At 39.8% G+C, this 15,419-nt stretch carries 13 protein-coding genes and 4 tRNA genes; 4 read left to right on the forward strand and 13 right to left on the reverse strand.

Annotated elements, in window-relative coordinates:
• Positions 1-289: 289 nt before the first annotated feature.
• The 8 genes from tuf to murB all read right to left on the reverse strand — a co-directional run bounded on the left by tuf (position 290) and on the right by murB (position 4,842).
• Positions 290-1,474, reverse strand: coding sequence for an elongation factor Tu (tuf, locus tag ATS74_RS09935; protein ID WP_058548756.1), 1,185 nt, complete (start codon positions 1,472-1,474; stop codon positions 290-292).
• A gap of 128 nt (positions 1,475-1,602) precedes the next feature.
• Positions 1,603-1,678: transfer RNA gene (locus tag ATS74_RS09940), tRNA-Thr, on the reverse strand.
• An 11-nt stretch (positions 1,679-1,689) separates the two neighbouring features.
• A tRNA-Gly gene (locus ATS74_RS09945) sits at positions 1,690-1,764 on the reverse strand.
• 44 nt (positions 1,765-1,808) lie between these two features.
• Positions 1,809-1,893 (reverse strand) — tRNA-Tyr (locus ATS74_RS09950).
• A gap of 40 nt (positions 1,894-1,933) precedes the next feature.
• A tRNA-Thr gene (locus ATS74_RS09955) sits at positions 1,934-2,009 on the reverse strand.
• Between the two features lie 117 nt (positions 2,010-2,126).
• Positions 2,127-2,846 (reverse strand): type III pantothenate kinase, encoded by a 720-nt coding sequence (locus tag ATS74_RS09960; protein WP_058548757.1) that lies wholly within the window; start codon positions 2,844-2,846, stop codon positions 2,127-2,129.
• Entirely contained in the window at positions 2,843-3,835 is a 993-nt protein-coding gene (gene birA / locus ATS74_RS09965; RefSeq protein ID WP_058548758.1) for a bifunctional biotin--[acetyl-CoA-carboxylase] ligase/biotin operon repressor BirA, read from the reverse strand. Before birA ends, ATS74_RS09960 begins: the two co-directional genes overlap by 4 nt.
• Positions 3,832-4,842 carry a UDP-N-acetylmuramate dehydrogenase gene (murB, locus tag ATS74_RS09970; protein WP_058548759.1) on the reverse strand — a complete coding sequence of 337 codons (1,011 nt, stop codon included), beginning with the start codon at positions 4,840-4,842 and terminating at the stop codon, positions 3,832-3,834. The genes birA and murB overlap by 4 nt, the downstream gene beginning before the upstream one ends.
• A gap of 143 nt (positions 4,843-4,985) precedes the next feature.
• On the opposite strand from murB, the gene ATS74_RS09975 reads away from it, so the two are divergent.
• The gene (locus ATS74_RS09975) at positions 4,986-6,827 is read left to right on the forward strand and encodes a M1 family metallopeptidase (protein ID WP_058548760.1); all 1,842 of its coding nucleotides are present in this window, start codon (positions 4,986-4,988) and stop codon (positions 6,825-6,827) included.
• 55 nt (positions 6,828-6,882) lie between these two features.
• Here the strand turns inward: ATS74_RS09975 and ATS74_RS09980 are convergent, their stop codons facing one another.
• Entirely contained in the window at positions 6,883-7,482 is a 600-nt protein-coding gene (locus tag ATS74_RS09980) for a DUF2057 domain-containing protein (protein ID WP_058548761.1), read from the reverse strand.
• A 94-nt stretch (positions 7,483-7,576) separates the two neighbouring features.
• Between ATS74_RS09980 and ATS74_RS09985 the strand changes: the two genes are divergently transcribed.
• From ATS74_RS09985 to ATS74_RS09995, 3 genes are all read left to right on the forward strand, one after another.
• Positions 7,577-7,945, forward strand: a complete 369-nt coding sequence (locus ATS74_RS09985) for a histidine triad nucleotide-binding protein (protein WP_058548762.1) — start codon at positions 7,577-7,579, stop codon at positions 7,943-7,945.
• A 220-nt stretch (positions 7,946-8,165) separates the two neighbouring features.
• Positions 8,166-8,822 (forward strand): helix-turn-helix transcriptional regulator, encoded by a 657-nt coding sequence (locus tag ATS74_RS09990; RefSeq protein WP_058548763.1) that lies wholly within the window; start codon positions 8,166-8,168, stop codon positions 8,820-8,822.
• A 123-nt stretch (positions 8,823-8,945) separates the two neighbouring features.
• Positions 8,946-11,102, forward strand: coding sequence for an ATP-binding protein (locus ATS74_RS09995; RefSeq protein ID WP_058548764.1), 2,157 nt, complete (start codon positions 8,946-8,948; stop codon positions 11,100-11,102).
• 19 nt (positions 11,103-11,121) lie between these two features.
• On the opposite strand, the gene ATS74_RS10000 is transcribed toward ATS74_RS09995, so the two are convergent.
• From ATS74_RS10000 to ATS74_RS10015, 4 genes are all read right to left on the reverse strand, one after another.
• Positions 11,122-11,919, reverse strand: a complete 798-nt coding sequence (locus ATS74_RS10000) for a hypothetical protein (RefSeq protein WP_058548765.1) — start codon at positions 11,917-11,919, stop codon at positions 11,122-11,124.
• A gap of 91 nt (positions 11,920-12,010) precedes the next feature.
• Positions 12,011-13,432 carry a mannose-1-phosphate guanylyltransferase/mannose-6-phosphate isomerase gene (locus ATS74_RS10005; RefSeq protein WP_058548766.1) on the reverse strand — a complete coding sequence of 474 codons (1,422 nt, stop codon included), beginning with the start codon at positions 13,430-13,432 and terminating at the stop codon, positions 12,011-12,013.
• Between the two features lie 68 nt (positions 13,433-13,500).
• On the reverse strand, positions 13,501-14,274 hold the full coding sequence (locus ATS74_RS10010) for an amidohydrolase (protein WP_058548767.1): 774 nt from the start codon (positions 14,272-14,274) through the stop codon (positions 13,501-13,503).
• Entirely contained in the window at positions 14,262-15,404 is a 1,143-nt protein-coding gene (locus tag ATS74_RS10015) for a methionine aminotransferase (protein WP_058548768.1), read from the reverse strand. Before ATS74_RS10015 ends, ATS74_RS10010 begins: the two co-directional genes overlap by 13 nt.
• Between the last annotated feature and the right edge of the window lie 15 nt (positions 15,405-15,419).

Raw genomic sequence — 15,419 nt, forward strand, 5'->3', positions numbered from 1 at the left:
GTGGCAATTTATTAAGAGTGTTAAAACAAGCTGAAAAGTACGCTAAGAAACACTAGCGTGTCAGTTGTCAAAGAGTTTAATGAATAGCACGGCTTGAAGTCGTGCTTTTTTATGCCTTAATTATATTTAAATTACTTAAACTTAAACACAAACGTAGCCCTTTAAATTTAACTCCGAGCTACTGAAAGCTGATAGTTGATAGCTGAAAACTAAACGCTTTTCTTCAGACATTAAAAAACCCGAGGCTAAGCTCGGGTTTTTTAGTATTAATTAACTTAAAAGTTAACTATTACTCTACGATAGTTGCTACAACACCAGCACCTACAGTACGGCCACCTTCACGGATAGCGAAACGAAGACCTTCATCCATCGCGATTGGCGCGATTAGAGTTACTGTCATCTTAACGTTATCACCAGGCATTACCATTTCTACGCCATCTGGTAACTGTACGTCACCTGTTACGTCAGTTGTACGGAAGTAGAACTGTGGACGGTAACCTTTGAAGAATGGAGTATGACGACCACCTTCATCTTTAGAAAGTACGTATACTTCTGAAGTGAATGTAGTGTGTGGCTTGATTGAACCAGGCTTAGCTAGTACTTGACCACGTTCAACGTCTTCACGCTTAGTACCACGTAATAGTGCACCAATGTTCTCACCAGCACGACCTTCGTCAAGTAGTTTACGGAACATTTCAACACCAGTACAAGTAGACTTAGTAGTCTCTTTGATACCAACGATTTCAACTTCGTCATTCACGTTGATGATACCCGCTTCAACACGGCCAGTTACAACTGTACCACGACCTTGAATTGAGAAAACATCTTCGATAGGCATGATGAATGGCTTATCGATGTCACGCTCTGGCTCTGGAATGTAAGAATCTAGTGCTTCTGCAAGCTCTACGATTTTAGCTTCCCATTGCTCTTCGCCTTCAAGTGCTTTAAGTGCAGAACCTTGAATTAGTGGTAAATCATCACCTGGGAAGTCGTACTCAGAAAGAAGTTCACGAACTTCCATTTCTACTAGCTCAAGTAGCTCTTCGTCATCAACCATGTCACATTTGTTCATGAATACGATGATGTAAGGTACGCCAACTTGGCGAGAAAGTAGGATGTGCTCACGCGTTTGTGGCATAGGGCCGTCAGTCGCCGCTACTACTAAGATAGCGCCGTCCATTTGAGCAGCACCAGTGATCATGTTTTTAACATAATCGGCGTGACCAGGACAATCTACGTGTGCGTAGTGACGTGTAGGCGTATCGTACTCAACGTGAGAAGTTGAGATTGTGATACCACGCTCGCGCTCTTCTGGAGCGTTATCGATTGATGCGAAATCTTTAGCAACACCGCCGTATACTTTTGCAAGTACGTTAGTGATTGCTGCAGTTAGTGTAGTTTTACCGTGGTCAACGTGGCCGATTGTACCAACGTTTACGTGCGGTTTTACGCGTTCAAACTTTTCTTTTGCCATGACGGAACCTATCAGTTTTGTGTATCTAAATTACATATGAAAATAATCCACCAAAGGTAGATTAAGTAAATTTTTTCAAATAGTATTTTCTGACAGATAAAGGAAGTAATCAAGGAGATTCTTAGGACTGGTGCTGATAGGCAGAGTCGAACTGCCGACCTCACCCTTACCAAGGGTGCGCTCTACCAACTGAGCTATATCAGCAACACAAGAACTGGAGCGGGCAGCGGGAATCGAACCCGCATCATCAGCTTGGAAGGCTGAGGTAATAGCCATTATACGATGCCCGCATAAAAATCTGTTCTTAAACTACCTCTAACCGTCAAGAATAAAGTGGTGGAGGGAGCTGGATTCGAACCAGCGAAGGCTGAGCCGTCAGATTTACAGTCTGATCCCTTTGGCCGCTCGGGAACCCCTCCACGATAATTCTCTACTAATTCACTTCCGGTAAAAGGAAAGTGGTGCCGACTAACCGAGTCGAACGGTTGACCTACTGATTACAAGTCAGTTGCTCTACCAGCTGAGCTAAGTCGGCACTGCTTTAGTACGGGGCGAGATATTAGAGTAAGGTTTATTGGGATGCAACAATAAAATTAAAAAAAATGTAATTTTTTACCTCAAATGCTCACAATTCATGCAAAACAGTGGTTTTTTATACTTTTTGGACGTGTTTACTCAGGTCGTGCCAATAATTTAAGCCTTTCATTACAAGTAGTGAATCAAAAATACTAGCTATAAATTGCTGCTGTAATAACGCGCCATAACCACCAGCAAAGATTATTTTAGGCAATTGACTACAATTATGCTGCGCTAAGTGACGTTTTGCTTGCTCAATTGCTCCAACTGTTGCTGCTAAAGCACCATTTTTTAATCCGTTAGGAGTGTTTTTCCCTAGCTTATCTTCAAATGGTGTAGTGCCATCATCAAATACGCGTTGAGTATTTTGCGTTAAAGAGGTGGTCATCAAATCAAGGCCCGGTAAAATCCACCCGCCTAAGTGAACACCATTATCAGCAAGCACATCAATAGTGGTGGCGGTACCTGCATCAACAATAATGCACGGCGTATCTGGGTAAAGTGTAAAGCCTGCTATAAGTGCAAGCCATCTATCTATACCTAAATTGCCAACTTGATCGTATGCACAGCTAAGCTTGCCTAATTGTTTTGTTACGTTGGCTTCAAAACTAGGAACGCCATGTGTGCTTGCTTGTGCAAGTAACTCTGCCATTAATTCGCTTTTGCCTACGCAGGCATAAACAACTTCAGTTATGTGCTGCCAAGGTAAATTGTTTATATTTGCAGGCTGTGCTTCCTGGTTTTGCCAAAGCACTGTTTTTAATGACGTATTGCCTACGTCGATGAGTAATCTCATGGTTGTGCCTTTCTTAGCGAAACTTCTCCGCCGTAGTAACTTTTTACTTCGCCGTCTTGGCGAATACGAATACCACCTTGTGGGTCTATGCCTTCACAGATACCACGCCAACTTCTATGACCTGTGTTGAGCTCTACCTGCTCTCCTGCAAAAGCATTTAATGCATTCCATTGTTCGTACATTTCTTGTAAACCACTTTGGCTGTACTGTAATAAACGCTTTTCTAAATAATACGTTAGTGAAGCCACCAGCTCATTTTTATCTAGCTGTTGAGTGTGCTGATTTAAATCTGTCCATGCCTGATCTATATGTTGGCTAAAGCTTTCAGGCATTTGTAGGTTTATGCCTATACCAATAACTAGCTGGCAAGGTCCTTGTGGTTGCCCGTCTAGTTCAACCAATACGCCAGCAAGCTTTTGCTTATTTATATATATATCGTTTGGCCATTTCAGCTCTACGTCAATTTGGTATAACGCTTTAATTGCATCATAAACAGCAAGACCTACCGCAATTGATACACCCATAGCAGCTTGAAGCCCGTCATCTAAACGCCAAAAGTAACTGTAATACAAATTAGCACCGAATGGCGATTGCCAAACACGGCCACGTCGGCCACGCCCTGCTTGCTGCATTTCAGCCACAATGACCTTGCCCGATTCAAGCTCCGCTTTACTTTGTATGCGGCGCATAAGTTCGCTATTGGTCGAATCGATAATAGGGTGCACTTCAACATTGGCCGAGCTCGCACCTAGTGCTTTGTAATGCTGATCAATTTGTTTTTTATTTAAAAGGCCCACTTGGCTATTCAAGCAATAGCCTTTGCCGGTTACTTTAAAAATGTCCAAACCCATTTCTTGTAACGTTTTAATATGTTTACTAACCGCAGCTCGACTAATTCCAAGCTCTTCACCTAGCGCTTGCCCAGATACAAAACCACCTAGGTTGAGTGCATTTAAAATAGCGAGCTTGTTTCCATCTGGCGCTTTCATTGTATGGGCTCCATTTTAATATGGCATTCGCTGTGTGTATCTATTAAACGCACTTCATGCTCTAGCATAATGTTATAACGGGCATTTACCGCTTGCTGAATATGTTTAATCATCGTTATGAGGTCGCTTCCTTCACTATTTCCATGATTAACTAATACCAAGGCCTGCTGCTTATGCACTTCAATACCCGCGACTCTATGTCCTTTTAAACCTACTTGATCAATTAGCCAGCCAGCCGCCACTTTATGGTGGCTTTGTCCATATTCATAATGAGGTAAATCCGCAAATTGCGTTAATAGCTCAGCTAAGTGCTGATTGGTGATAATAGGATTTTTAAAAAAGCTCCCAGCATTAGGCAATGTATATGGGTTAGGTAATTTACTATTACGCGTTTGTATAACTTGCTCAAACACAGCCGTTGGCGTAACACGACTAAGGTGCTGTAATGGTCCATAACTTAATACGGGTTGCCACTTTTTAGGCAATGCCAAATAAACGCGAGTGATCACCGCTTTATTTTTAAGTGAATGCTTAAATATGGAGTCTCTGTAGGCAAATTCACATTGTTCATTATTAAGTGTGTGCATAGCCTTGGTGGTTATATCAAAGTACTCTACCGACTCTACAAACTTTGCAATTTCAACACCATAAGCACCAATATTTTGTACAGGTGATGCGCCAACAGTACCTGGTATAAGTGCTAGGTTTTCAAGCCCTGGGATGTCTCTATCAAGCAAATAACTTACTAATGCGTGCCAATTTTCGCCTGCGGCAACACTTATTAAAAAGTCATCTTTTCGTTCAGTAACTTTAATGCCTTTGGTAGCCATTTTTATTACTGTACCTGTGTAATCATTTAAAAAAACGGTATTGCTGCCCTCACCTAATAAGCAAAATGGGGGGCTAAAGCTTTGTGCTTTAAGTTGCTCAAGCTGAGTAATTTCAACAAAATGCTGGCATTGGCTGTTTAATGCAAATGTATGTAAGGAGTGTAATGAATACGCCACAAAGCTCTCTAAAGTTACCGGTAACTAATCGCAATAGTTTACCTCATCGTCGCAAATGTGGCACTAGATTGTAAAAATCACTCAACCCACTGTGGCAATCGTGATATAAAACCAGCACTTTTTTATTTGTGTTCAGGGTAATTATGAAAATTAAACCTCTTTTTTTAAGCCTCGCTATGGCAGGTATGTGTTCGCAAGCAATGGCTAGCGCGATAGACCAAAACTCGTATGCTAACCTCGATGATGTTGTGACTACTCACTTAAGCCTTGATTTAGATGTCGATTTTGCCGACAAGCAGTTAGAAGGTTTTGTTGAGCACACGCTAAAGTGGAATAATTCTAAAAGTAAAACACTAGTACTTGATACCCGCGATTTAGACATTGATAAAGTAATGTATCAAGACGACGATGGTAGCTGGCATAAAGCAGACTACACACTTGCTAAGCGTGACGATGTAAAAGGCTCTAAATTAACAATTAAGTTTAAAGATCAAGCTGCCAAAGCCCGTATTTACTACAACAGCCGCCCAGAAGCATCAGGTTTACAATGGCTAACACCCGAGCAAACAGCCAGCAAAACACATCCTTTTATGTATAGCCAATCGCAAGCTATTCATGCTCGTAGCTGGATCCCAGTGCAAGATACCCCTGCAATGCGTGTAACGTATTCTGCGCGTATTCATACACCAAAAGATATACGTGCGGTTATGAGCGCCGACAATAAAGACGCACTTTATAAAGATGGCGACTACATCTTTGACATGCCACAAGCTATTTCACCTTACCTAATTGCTATTGGTGCGGGTAACTTAGAATTCAAAGCCATGTCGCGCCAAACAGGTATTTTTGCTGAACCTGAAATTTTAGATGCGTCGGTTGCTGAGTTTAACGACACACAAGCCATGATCGACAAAACCAACGAAATGTATGGTGAGTACGCATGGGGCCGTTACGACTTACTCATGCTACCGCCTAGCTTCCCATTTGGTGGAATGGAAAATCCGCGCCTATCGTTCATTACACCTACTGTAGTGGCAGGCGATAAAAGCTTAGTTAACCTAATCGCACATGAGCTTGCTCATTCTTGGTCTGGAAACTTAGTGACTAACGCAACGTGGGAAGATTTATGGTTAAACGAAGGTTTTACCTCGTACGTTGAAAACCGCATTATGGAAGAAGTGTTTGGCCGTGACCGCGCTGTTATGGAACAAGCATTAGATTCTGCAGGCTTACGTGCTCAGCTGAAAACGATTGATGCGCCAGATACCCGCCTTAACTTAAAACTTAATGGCCGCGACCCAGATGATGCATTTAGCTCAGTGCCATACACTAAAGGTCAGCTATTTTTAATTTACCTAGAAGAAAAATATGGCCGTGATAAGTTTGACCCGTTTGTAAAAGCGTACTTTAAAGAGTTTTCGTTTAAATCGCTGACCACTGCGCAATTTGTGACTTATTTAAAAGCTAACTTAATTGAAAAATACCCAGGCGTTGTAAGCATGGATAAAGTAAATGAGTGGATTTTTGAACCCGGTTTACCTAGTGATGCGCCAAACCCAACATCAGATGCGTTTGATAAAGTAGATACAGTAAGCGCAGCTTGGTTAAAAGGCGAGACTACAGCAGCACAATTACCAACAACCCAATGGACTGTTCACGAATGGCTGCATTTTTTAAATAATCTGCCACGTGATTTAAGCCTAGATAAAATGAGCGAGCTAGATAATCAATTTAACTTAACGCAATCAACTAACGCTGAGCGAGCTTTTGCGTGGTTTATGCTTGCGGTAGGGAATGGTTATCAGCCAATTTACCCTGCGCTTGATAAGCACTTATCAGGTATTGGTCGCCGTAAATTAATTGTTCCGTTATATAAATCACTCATCACTAACGGCAAAAAAGAGTGGGCACAAAGCGTGTACTTAAAAGCACGTCCGGGTTACCACCCGCTTGCACAAGGTACTATTGACGCATTATTTGAATAAATAATAGCGTTAACTAAAAAGGGCCAAATTGAATTTGGCCCTTTTTTGTACTATTTTACTTTGTTACTTTTTCTAAAAATGCTTTTCGCTCTGATGTCGTGGCTTGCTGCCACCAAAAGTCGAGCATCTGGGGTGCACTTGGCATTCCTTTTCCATTTATAGGCGCAATAGGCTTTATTGGCTGACTAGGACGTGAAGGTCCGGCTGGAACTGTGTTTTGCATAGCAGGTTTATTACTTGCAAGCTGAGTATTAGAAATAACACTTAAAGGTTTCGCCACCGCGCTACTTTTTGCTTTTAAACTCACTTGTGGTGCTTCAGCGAACACTTTTGCAGACACTGCATTTTCAGCACGATTAAACACTAAGGTATAATCTTTACCTGCTTCAATGGTTACATTCACCCAAAACGGTTCTGACTCTACCACTTCGTGTGTATCGTAATCATCTTCGTATAAGTCTGTATATTTGAGTTTTAGTTGATAAGTACCCGGTGCAAGCTCTACATCATCAATACGGCTAAACAAAGAGCTTTCTAGCATACGATCACCCACTTGCAGTGGTACAAACTCTTCAGGAAAGTGAATATTTTCAGCATTGGCAGAAAAACTAAGTAGTAATGCAACAGCACTACCTATTAAAATTGGTTTAAGCATATTAAAACTCCTTTATTTGATTTCAGTTTGACACCGCTTTGAAAGTTTGTCATTAGTGAGCTTAAATTTCGTACCACTTAATTAGGGACACAGCATGAGCCAAGAAACCATTTTTACTAAAATAATTAATAAAGAAATCCCAGCAGATATTATTTATGAGGACGAAGACACACTTGCATTTAAAGATATAAACCCGCAAGCCCCTTTTCACGCTCTTATTATCCCAAAAAAGGCAATTTCAACAATTAATGATATCACGCCTGAAAACTCTCATTTAGTGGGTAATCTATATGTTGTTGCCGCTAAACTGGCAAAGCAATATAACTTTAGTGATGATGGCTACCGCGTAGTAATGAACTGTAATGAACATGGTGGGCAAACTGTTTATCACATACATTTACACATGCTTGGCGGCAAAGAAATGGGTTGGCCACCGTATCAGAGCACTAAAAAAGTAAATTAATTAAAAATTTTTGTAAAATTATCCGGCTCAAATATTTAGTTACAAATGTTATGGTTTTTCATGATTATAAAGTGAAAAATAGTTACTTATTTGCAACATTTTATGTTTAAATAATCGTAAAATCGTATTTGTTCTTGAGTACATCGGCGACTTTCTAATACAAAAGGTGTGGAAGTCGTGGTAAACTTAATCAGTCAGCTTTATAAAAGAGTAAAAAAACATGAGCAGTTCAGCCTTTTTGTTATTAGATCAAGAGCCAATTAACACTATTGGTATTAACGTTTTAGAACCTTTGTTAAAAACGCAAGGCCTTGACGTAACCACTGGTACAAACATTTTAGATGTACCTGAAGGGACTCGACTTCTGTTTATTGAAACATCAAGTAAAGATGCATGGGGAAAGCTAAAAGAACAATTAGTAAACCTACGTACTAAATGCGATATCATATTATTTAATCTAGACGAAAACCCAGAGCTCGCTAACCGCGCGCTTTTAAGCGGTATTCGTGGTGTGTTTTACACAACAGATAACGCCGATGTATTAATGAAAGGTATTCGCTTACTACTTGAGGATCAACTTTGGTATCGCCGCGACATAATGTGTAATGCATTAAATCGTATGCTTCAGTTTAATAAAGATGCACTACATAAACTAACCGAAGGTGATATAGAACCAGTTAAACTTACTAAGCGAGAAAAAGCAATAATCTCACTAATGAGTAAAGGTTCTAAAAATAAAGAGATTGCAGAAGATTTAAGTATTAGCCCGCACACAGTTAAAACTCACTTATACAGCGCATTTAGAAAAACTAAATGTCGTAACCGTATTGAGCTACTCTCGTGGGCACAACAAAATATTCCAGATGAAATCCGTTAATCTAAATATTTGTTGATAACTTTAAAAACAGACACTTAAGTGTCTGTTTTTGTATGTGTAGTAAACTTGTTTAATATCATACTTTTTATTATTCTCAATTAAACCCCCTTTGCTGGAATATTAATGCTCGACTCTTTTACTCTGTTTTTTGCCAGCATTGCGATTATGATCGTCATGACTTTTCTTAACTTTTTAACATGGCGAACAAATAAAAACACTCCCGGCACGCTGCTTTATATTTTTTACCCCGTTTTATTGTTGGGCGCTGCAATAGGCTTTACCACAGTAGTAGAAAGCCACAACCTTGTTATTATTAGTATTGCTACTTTAATGATGTTTTCAGCGTCACTTGTACATTGCTTATCGTTGAGCCAATTTTTAAATTTCCGAGGCTTAAGCTTTAAATTGCTGTGTTCATTTACTCTTTTTAGCGCTGTAATGCTCATTTACTACTCATTTATAAACCCTTCCTTAGAAGAGCGAATATTAGCCTCAGATTTACAACACATAGCCGAAGCAATATTTTTACTTTATATTTTTATAAAGTATGCACGTAAGCCCTACCCCAATGGCAGTATTGTTTATATAACCATTTTAACTTTGGTTGCCTTTAGCTTTATTGGTCGCTCGTTTTTTATGGGCACTATTAACCAAGCAACGTTATCAGAAAGCGGTTGGTTTAGTTTATTACTCTTTTTGAATGGTGTTATTGCTCCTATGTTTTATGCCGCGGGCATGGCACTTTTATGTAATGAACGCAGAGAGCAAAACCTAAATCAATTAGCCGACAAAGCACAAAAAGATTTAGAAATTCGCGGCTTATTTTTATCAACTATTAGCCACGAAATACGCACTCCACTTAATGGCATACTAGGCAGTGCGCAACTGGTCATGAACCAAACAAGTGACACACGTAATAAAGCCTACTGCGAAGCAATTATAAACTCCACCGAGTCACTCAATTTGTTAGTCGATAAAGTACTCGATTATGCAAGCCTTGATCAAAGCGATGAAGCCCTTTACGAAGAGGATATAGAATTTAAGACATGGCTTAATAACTTATGCTTGTTATTGAGCCCGCTTGCAGAGCAAAAACAGCTTAAATTTGAGCTTATTTGTAATATTCCTGAGCAAGCATGTTATTACTGCGACCAGCAAAAACTTAGGCAAATAATTATTAACTTAGTGGGTAACGCCATTAAGTTTACTGATTACGGAAGTGTTAAAATTCAGGTCGACTTAGTCCTCGAAAAGCAGCTTGAGCACACCATAAAAATTAGTGTAAAAGACTCTGGTCCCGGCATCGAAAACGACGAAATTGCCTATCTCACAGAGCCTTATGTGCAAAGTAGTGCCGGCAAAGAAAAAGGCGGTACAGGCCTTGGCCTCGCTATTACTAGTCGACTTTTAGAAAAGCTAGGCAGCCGCTTAGAAATAGCCAGCCAATTAGGCACAGGCAGTGTATTTAGCTTTTCTGTAACCTTTGCCATAGGCGAATTAAGCCTTGTAGAGCAGCGCCACCAAACAAAGGATTATCTGACAGGTTTGGATGTTTTACTTGTTGAAGATTTAGATTTAAACCAAAAAATTGCCATTGAATTTATGGCCGATGATGAGCATAAAATTAAGCTTGCCACCGATGGTAAAAGCGCTATTGAGCTGATGCAAGCTCATCATTTTGATGTTGTATTACTTGATATGAACTTACCTGACTTCACAGGGCAAGAAGTACTAAAGCAGCTAAAACGCATAGATCATAAAAACCAGCGAACCCCTGTACTTGCTTTTACAGCAAGCCTTAGCCCTGATGAAGTAAAGGAATATTTATCTTTAGGGATAAAAGACATTGTAGGTAAGCCAATAAAACACGAAAAACTAAGACAAGCACTTAGTGATTCTCAATCAAATCAGACAGCAAATATTGCTGTAGAACTTGTTGATACCTTATATGATGAAACGGCCGCAGAAACGCTAACCAGTTCGTTTAGTGAAGACGAAGTGTCGTCTATTTATAATGAGTTTGTCCTCTCTGCGCGTAACAAGCTAATACGTTGCCAAGGTTTAATAGACCATCAACCCGAGCAATGCATTAAATTATTGCACCGCCAAGCAAGCACCGCTTTGCAACTCGGGTTTAACCGCTACGGTATTGAACTGAAAAAGATAGAGCGACGATTGCTTGATAATAAATCTCACAACAACCTGCTTGATGAAGCGTTAGATCTTTGGCAGCGCAGCTTAGAGCAATACTTAAAGTTTGTACGTGGGCAGTTAGAGTGAATTCTAGTCAAAAAACCAGCTACGACCTTTGCTTTTCTTTGATTACTGAGAGCAATGGGGCTGATACGCGGAAATCTAACCTTGAAAGCAAGCCATACATCAAATCATTCGTACCTTCATGATCGAAATAATATTGTTCGAATAAATATAAGTTAGTAAAGCTATTTATTAACTCCTTAGCCGCGCTCATATTATTAAATATATTTTTTGTATACATATACTCTCTTAATACTTTAGGCTCTGACTTTACTGAATCATCAAAACGAGCATTAAAGAATGAATAGCTATCATGCTTTTTATCTAAGTTTAAGTTATCGAAAAGTAGGTCTATAGTAAGACTACAAAGTGCCCTTGATAAATGATTATAATGCATATCCTGCCAACGCATTCGTACCATTGCCTTATGTAAATCGTCAGTTAGTTCATCATATAATGTTTTGAAGTCACAACCGAAGTTGGACATTATACTTATAAATTCATTCACCTCTCGATCGGTAAATTTTGTATTTGAAGCCAACTTATCCGACTCATGAGACATTCTATCTATCAGTAGTTTTGCCTCATTAGCAATAATGATTTGTCTCTCCTTTTCACCATTTTTTCGATATTGATAAACAGCAAAGAAAAATGCAAAAGCAGTCGCAATTTGAGCTATTGTATTAAACACTTCGGTTATTTTAATTTTTTCGACTGTTAAACTTTGAATTGCTAATAATCCACAAGTTGTATAAGTAAGTGATAACAGCACTATGCATAAAACTATAACAAACTGTAAAAAGTAAGATATTTTCTTCTTGTACTTTTTTTCATATAGCATTTTTATTACTCTCCATTTTTAAACATAGAAATATCGGGCATAACCAATGCCATTAGAGAAAAATCACTTAGTTTTAATTGGTAATTTAAAACTACTTTCCACGTCCATATTTATCATCAAATCGCTCTATGTCGCTTTCATCTAATACAGCACCTGTTTGCACTTCAATGACTATTAACGACTCTTTTTGATTGTTAGCTAAACTGTGTATTTGCTTGGCGGCAATGTAGCAAGATTGGTCGTGGTTTAGTGTAAGCAACTGCTCATCAATACGAACATCGGCAATACCCGATACCACTACCCAATGCTCTGCACGATGCTGATGGCGCTGCGTCGAAAGTTTAGCACCGCTATTAACGGTTATTTTTTTAACTTTAAAACCACTACCTTCAACCAAAGTGCGGTAGTTACCCCATGGACGATACACAACCTGATGGTGATTAAGTTTATCGCTTTGCCCCATTGCTAATTGTTTAAGTAATAAAGGTAAGCCATCGAGCTTATTTTTATCGGCAACCAGTGTGGCGTCGTGGGTGTGAATAATGGCTAAGTCACTTACCCCAAGCGTTGCGATACTATGGTCGTGTTCGCTAATAACAAAATTATTAGTACTGTTTTGCGCTGTATGGTTATGGTTTTCATTATTACCGTGCGCATCTTGCTTAGTAAGGCTTGCAAGAGCACTAAAGCTACCTACATCACTCCATTTAAGCGCTACAGGTATAACAGCTACATTATTGCTGCGCTCTAAAATAGCGTAATCAATAGAGTCACTTGGGCAGTTTTTAAGTGGCTCTATGTTTGGCCTTGTAAAGCCTAAGTCGTGTGAAAACTGAGATGCCGCTTTTACACTGTGCGCTATTTTTGGCGCAAAACGTTCTAGCTCATTTAAATAAGCACGTGGCGTAAATAAAAACATGCCGCTATTCCAACTATAACCGCCTTCAGCTAAGTATTTTTGCGCCGTAGCTAGATTTGGCTTTTCTTTAAATTCAGCGACTTCAAAGCAGTTTGAGCCTGATATTTTACTGCCTTGTTTTATATAGCCAAACCCGGTGTGCGCCTTGGTAGGTGTGATTGAAAATGTAACTAGCATGCCTTGCTCAGCTAACTTAACAGCATCATTTAACTGAAGTGTTAGCTCAGCAAAATTTTCAATATGATGATCGGCTGGCATCACTAACATTGGCCCTTCAATACCCTGTTGTAGTGCGTAATGCGCAGCTAACGCAATGGCAGGCGCCGTATTTTTACCCTGCGGCTCTAGTAAAAGCCCTTGCGGGTTAGCAGTTGTGCTTTGCTCGGCGGCAATAAAACGGTGTTGTTCGTTACAAACAAGTATTGGCTTTGCAAATTGACTATCTGATACACGCGCTAAAGTGCTTTGTAATAACGAGTGTGTGTTATCAAGCAAGGGTAAAAATTGCTTAGGCATAGCTTGGCGAGAAAGCGGCCATAACCGAGTGCCAATGCCGCCTGCTAAAATTACCGGTGTAATAAGGGTTGTATTCATAAAGCCGCCAATAAAAATATCAGCGGCTATTTTAGCACTTAATATTTTTAGTGCTACGTGAAGATAATTTAAGTTAGCGTAAACGGATCGGCATCTAAATAAGCGGGAAACGCGGTTTTAAAATCTTCCAGCGGTGCTTTTTCAAGCGTTACAGTGAGTAACTCTTGCGTATTATCTTTTGCTTTAGCGAGCGTATCGCCCTTAAAGTCGTATACGGCCGTACCGCCATTGTGCGCTACGCAGTTACCGTCATCGCCAACACGGTTTACAGCCACTACGTAACATAAGTTTTCCATTGCGCGCGCCATTAATAACGTATCCCAAATGTGGCGACGAACTGCAGGCCAATTGGCTACGTTTATCATTACATCGTAGTCGTTGTTATTACGTTGAAAAACCGGAAAGCGAAGGTCGTAACACACCTGTGGAAGTAGCTTAAAGCCATTAATTTCAAATGTTTTACGCGCTTGCCCTGCTACAACATAGTCGCCCTCACTTCCTAAACGAAATAAATGACGTTTATCGTAATAATCCACTTCACCTTTAGGGGTTACCCAATAAAACCTATTGGCTTTTTTATCGCCTTGTGCAACTAATACTGACCCTGCGATAACTGCGTTATGTTTATGTGCTTGCGTTTTTAGCCAACTAAGTACTTTGCCGTTTTCAGGCTCTGCACAATCAAGGTTAATTGCAAAACCAGTGGCAAAGGTTTCGGGTAATAAAATTAAATCGGGGTTAGCGGTTATCTCTGCTAATTTTTTATCGAACATGGCTAAATTGGCGTCTTTATCGAGCCAGTGCAGCTCACTTTGCACTAAGGTAAGCGTTAAAGTTGACATAATATTTGCGCAGCCTTTATTAAGGTTTCATCGTTTTTAGCAAAACATAGCCGAATCACTTTATCATTTGAGGGCTGCTTATAAAACACACTAAGCGGAATTGCCGCAACACCTGCCTGCTCTACAAGCCAGTGACAAAAATCAACATCGTTTAAGTCAGACACATCACTATAATCGAGTAATAAAAAGTAAGTGCCTTGGCTTGGTAAAATGTTAAAGCGGCTATCACTCAAGTGCTTTATTAATAAATCGCGTTTTTGCTGATAAAAATCACTTAACTCATCTACATGCTCACCTTGTTGCTCTAGCATATCGGCGAGTGCATGCTGCGCTGGAGTAAAGCTTGAAAATGTAACGTATTGATGGATTTTTCTAAATTCAGTAGCTAGGTGTGTAGGTGCAATACAGTAACCCATTTTCCAACCTGTACTATGAAATGTTTTACCAAAGCTTGATATAACAAAGCTTTTTTCTCTGAGCTGCTCATCACGCAGCATACTTAAATGTTGCTGGCCGTCAAAAGTGATGTGCTCATAAACCTCATCGCTAATTACAAAGATGTTGTGAGCACTTACCAACTCTTTAAGCTCTTTTATGTCTTGCGGCTGTAGTATTTTACCACTTGGGTTATGTGGCGTATTAACAATAATAGCGCGGGTATTTTTAGTAATTGCTTGGCTCACTATTTGCCAATCAATTGTATAATTTGGCACATTTAACGCAACATGTACTGCCTTACCGCCTGCTAACTCAATAGCGGGTTGGTAAGAGTCATAAGCGGGGTCGAATACGATGACTTCATCATCAGGGCGTACTATAGTTTGAATAGCAACAAATAGCGCCTCAGTAGCACCCGATGTAACCGTAACTTGCTCTGCCGCATTAATTTTTGCAGCGTATTTTCGCTCAACTAAATTGGCTATTTGCTGCTGTAATCGTGGTACACCGCTTGAGGGCGAATACTGATTTACACCTTGCTGAACATAGTAATTTAGCTGTGTTTTTAAAAGCGCGGGAGCGTCGAATTCAGGAAAGCCCTGCGATAAGTTAATTGCTGAAAACTGATTAGCTAAGCCACTCATTTGGCTAAATATACTAACACCTAAATTTGGTAATTTACTTTCAAACACGTGATGCCCTTAATG

This window comes from Pseudoalteromonas sp. H103, from assembly GCF_001469205.1.
Taxonomy (GTDB): Bacteria; Pseudomonadota; Gammaproteobacteria; order Enterobacterales; family Alteromonadaceae; genus Pseudoalteromonas; species Pseudoalteromonas carrageenovora.

Excerpts from the sequence above, each read along its gene's own strand:
- ATS74_RS10010 (WP_058548767.1), bottom strand. The coding sequence starts at position 14,274 with ATGTCAACTTTAACGCTTACCTTAGTGCAAAGTGAGCTGCACTGGCTC.
- tuf (WP_058548756.1), bottom strand. The coding sequence starts at position 1,474 with ATGGCAAAAGAAAAGTTTGAACGCGTAAAACCGCACGTAAACGTTGGT.
- ATS74_RS09995 (WP_058548764.1), top strand. The coding sequence starts at position 8,946 with ATGCTCGACTCTTTTACTCTGTTTTTTGCCAGCATTGCGATTATGATC.
- ATS74_RS09980 (WP_058548761.1), bottom strand. The coding sequence starts at position 7,482 with ATGCTTAAACCAATTTTAATAGGTAGTGCTGTTGCATTACTACTTAGT.
- ATS74_RS10005 (WP_058548766.1), bottom strand. The coding sequence starts at position 13,432 with ATGAATACAACCCTTATTACACCGGTAATTTTAGCAGGCGGCATTGGC.
- ATS74_RS10000 (WP_058548765.1), bottom strand. The coding sequence starts at position 11,919 with ATGCTATATGAAAAAAAGTACAAGAAGAAAATATCTTACTTTTTACAG.
- birA (WP_058548758.1), bottom strand. The coding sequence starts at position 3,835 with ATGAAAGCGCCAGATGGAAACAAGCTCGCTATTTTAAATGCACTCAAC.
- ATS74_RS09960 (WP_058548757.1), bottom strand. The coding sequence starts at position 2,846 with ATGAGATTACTCATCGACGTAGGCAATACGTCATTAAAAACAGTGCTT.
- ATS74_RS09990 (WP_058548763.1), top strand. The coding sequence starts at position 8,166 with ATGAGCAGTTCAGCCTTTTTGTTATTAGATCAAGAGCCAATTAACACT.
- ATS74_RS09975 (WP_058548760.1), top strand. The coding sequence starts at position 4,986 with ATGAAAATTAAACCTCTTTTTTTAAGCCTCGCTATGGCAGGTATGTGT.
- ATS74_RS09985 (WP_058548762.1), top strand. The coding sequence starts at position 7,577 with ATGAGCCAAGAAACCATTTTTACTAAAATAATTAATAAAGAAATCCCA.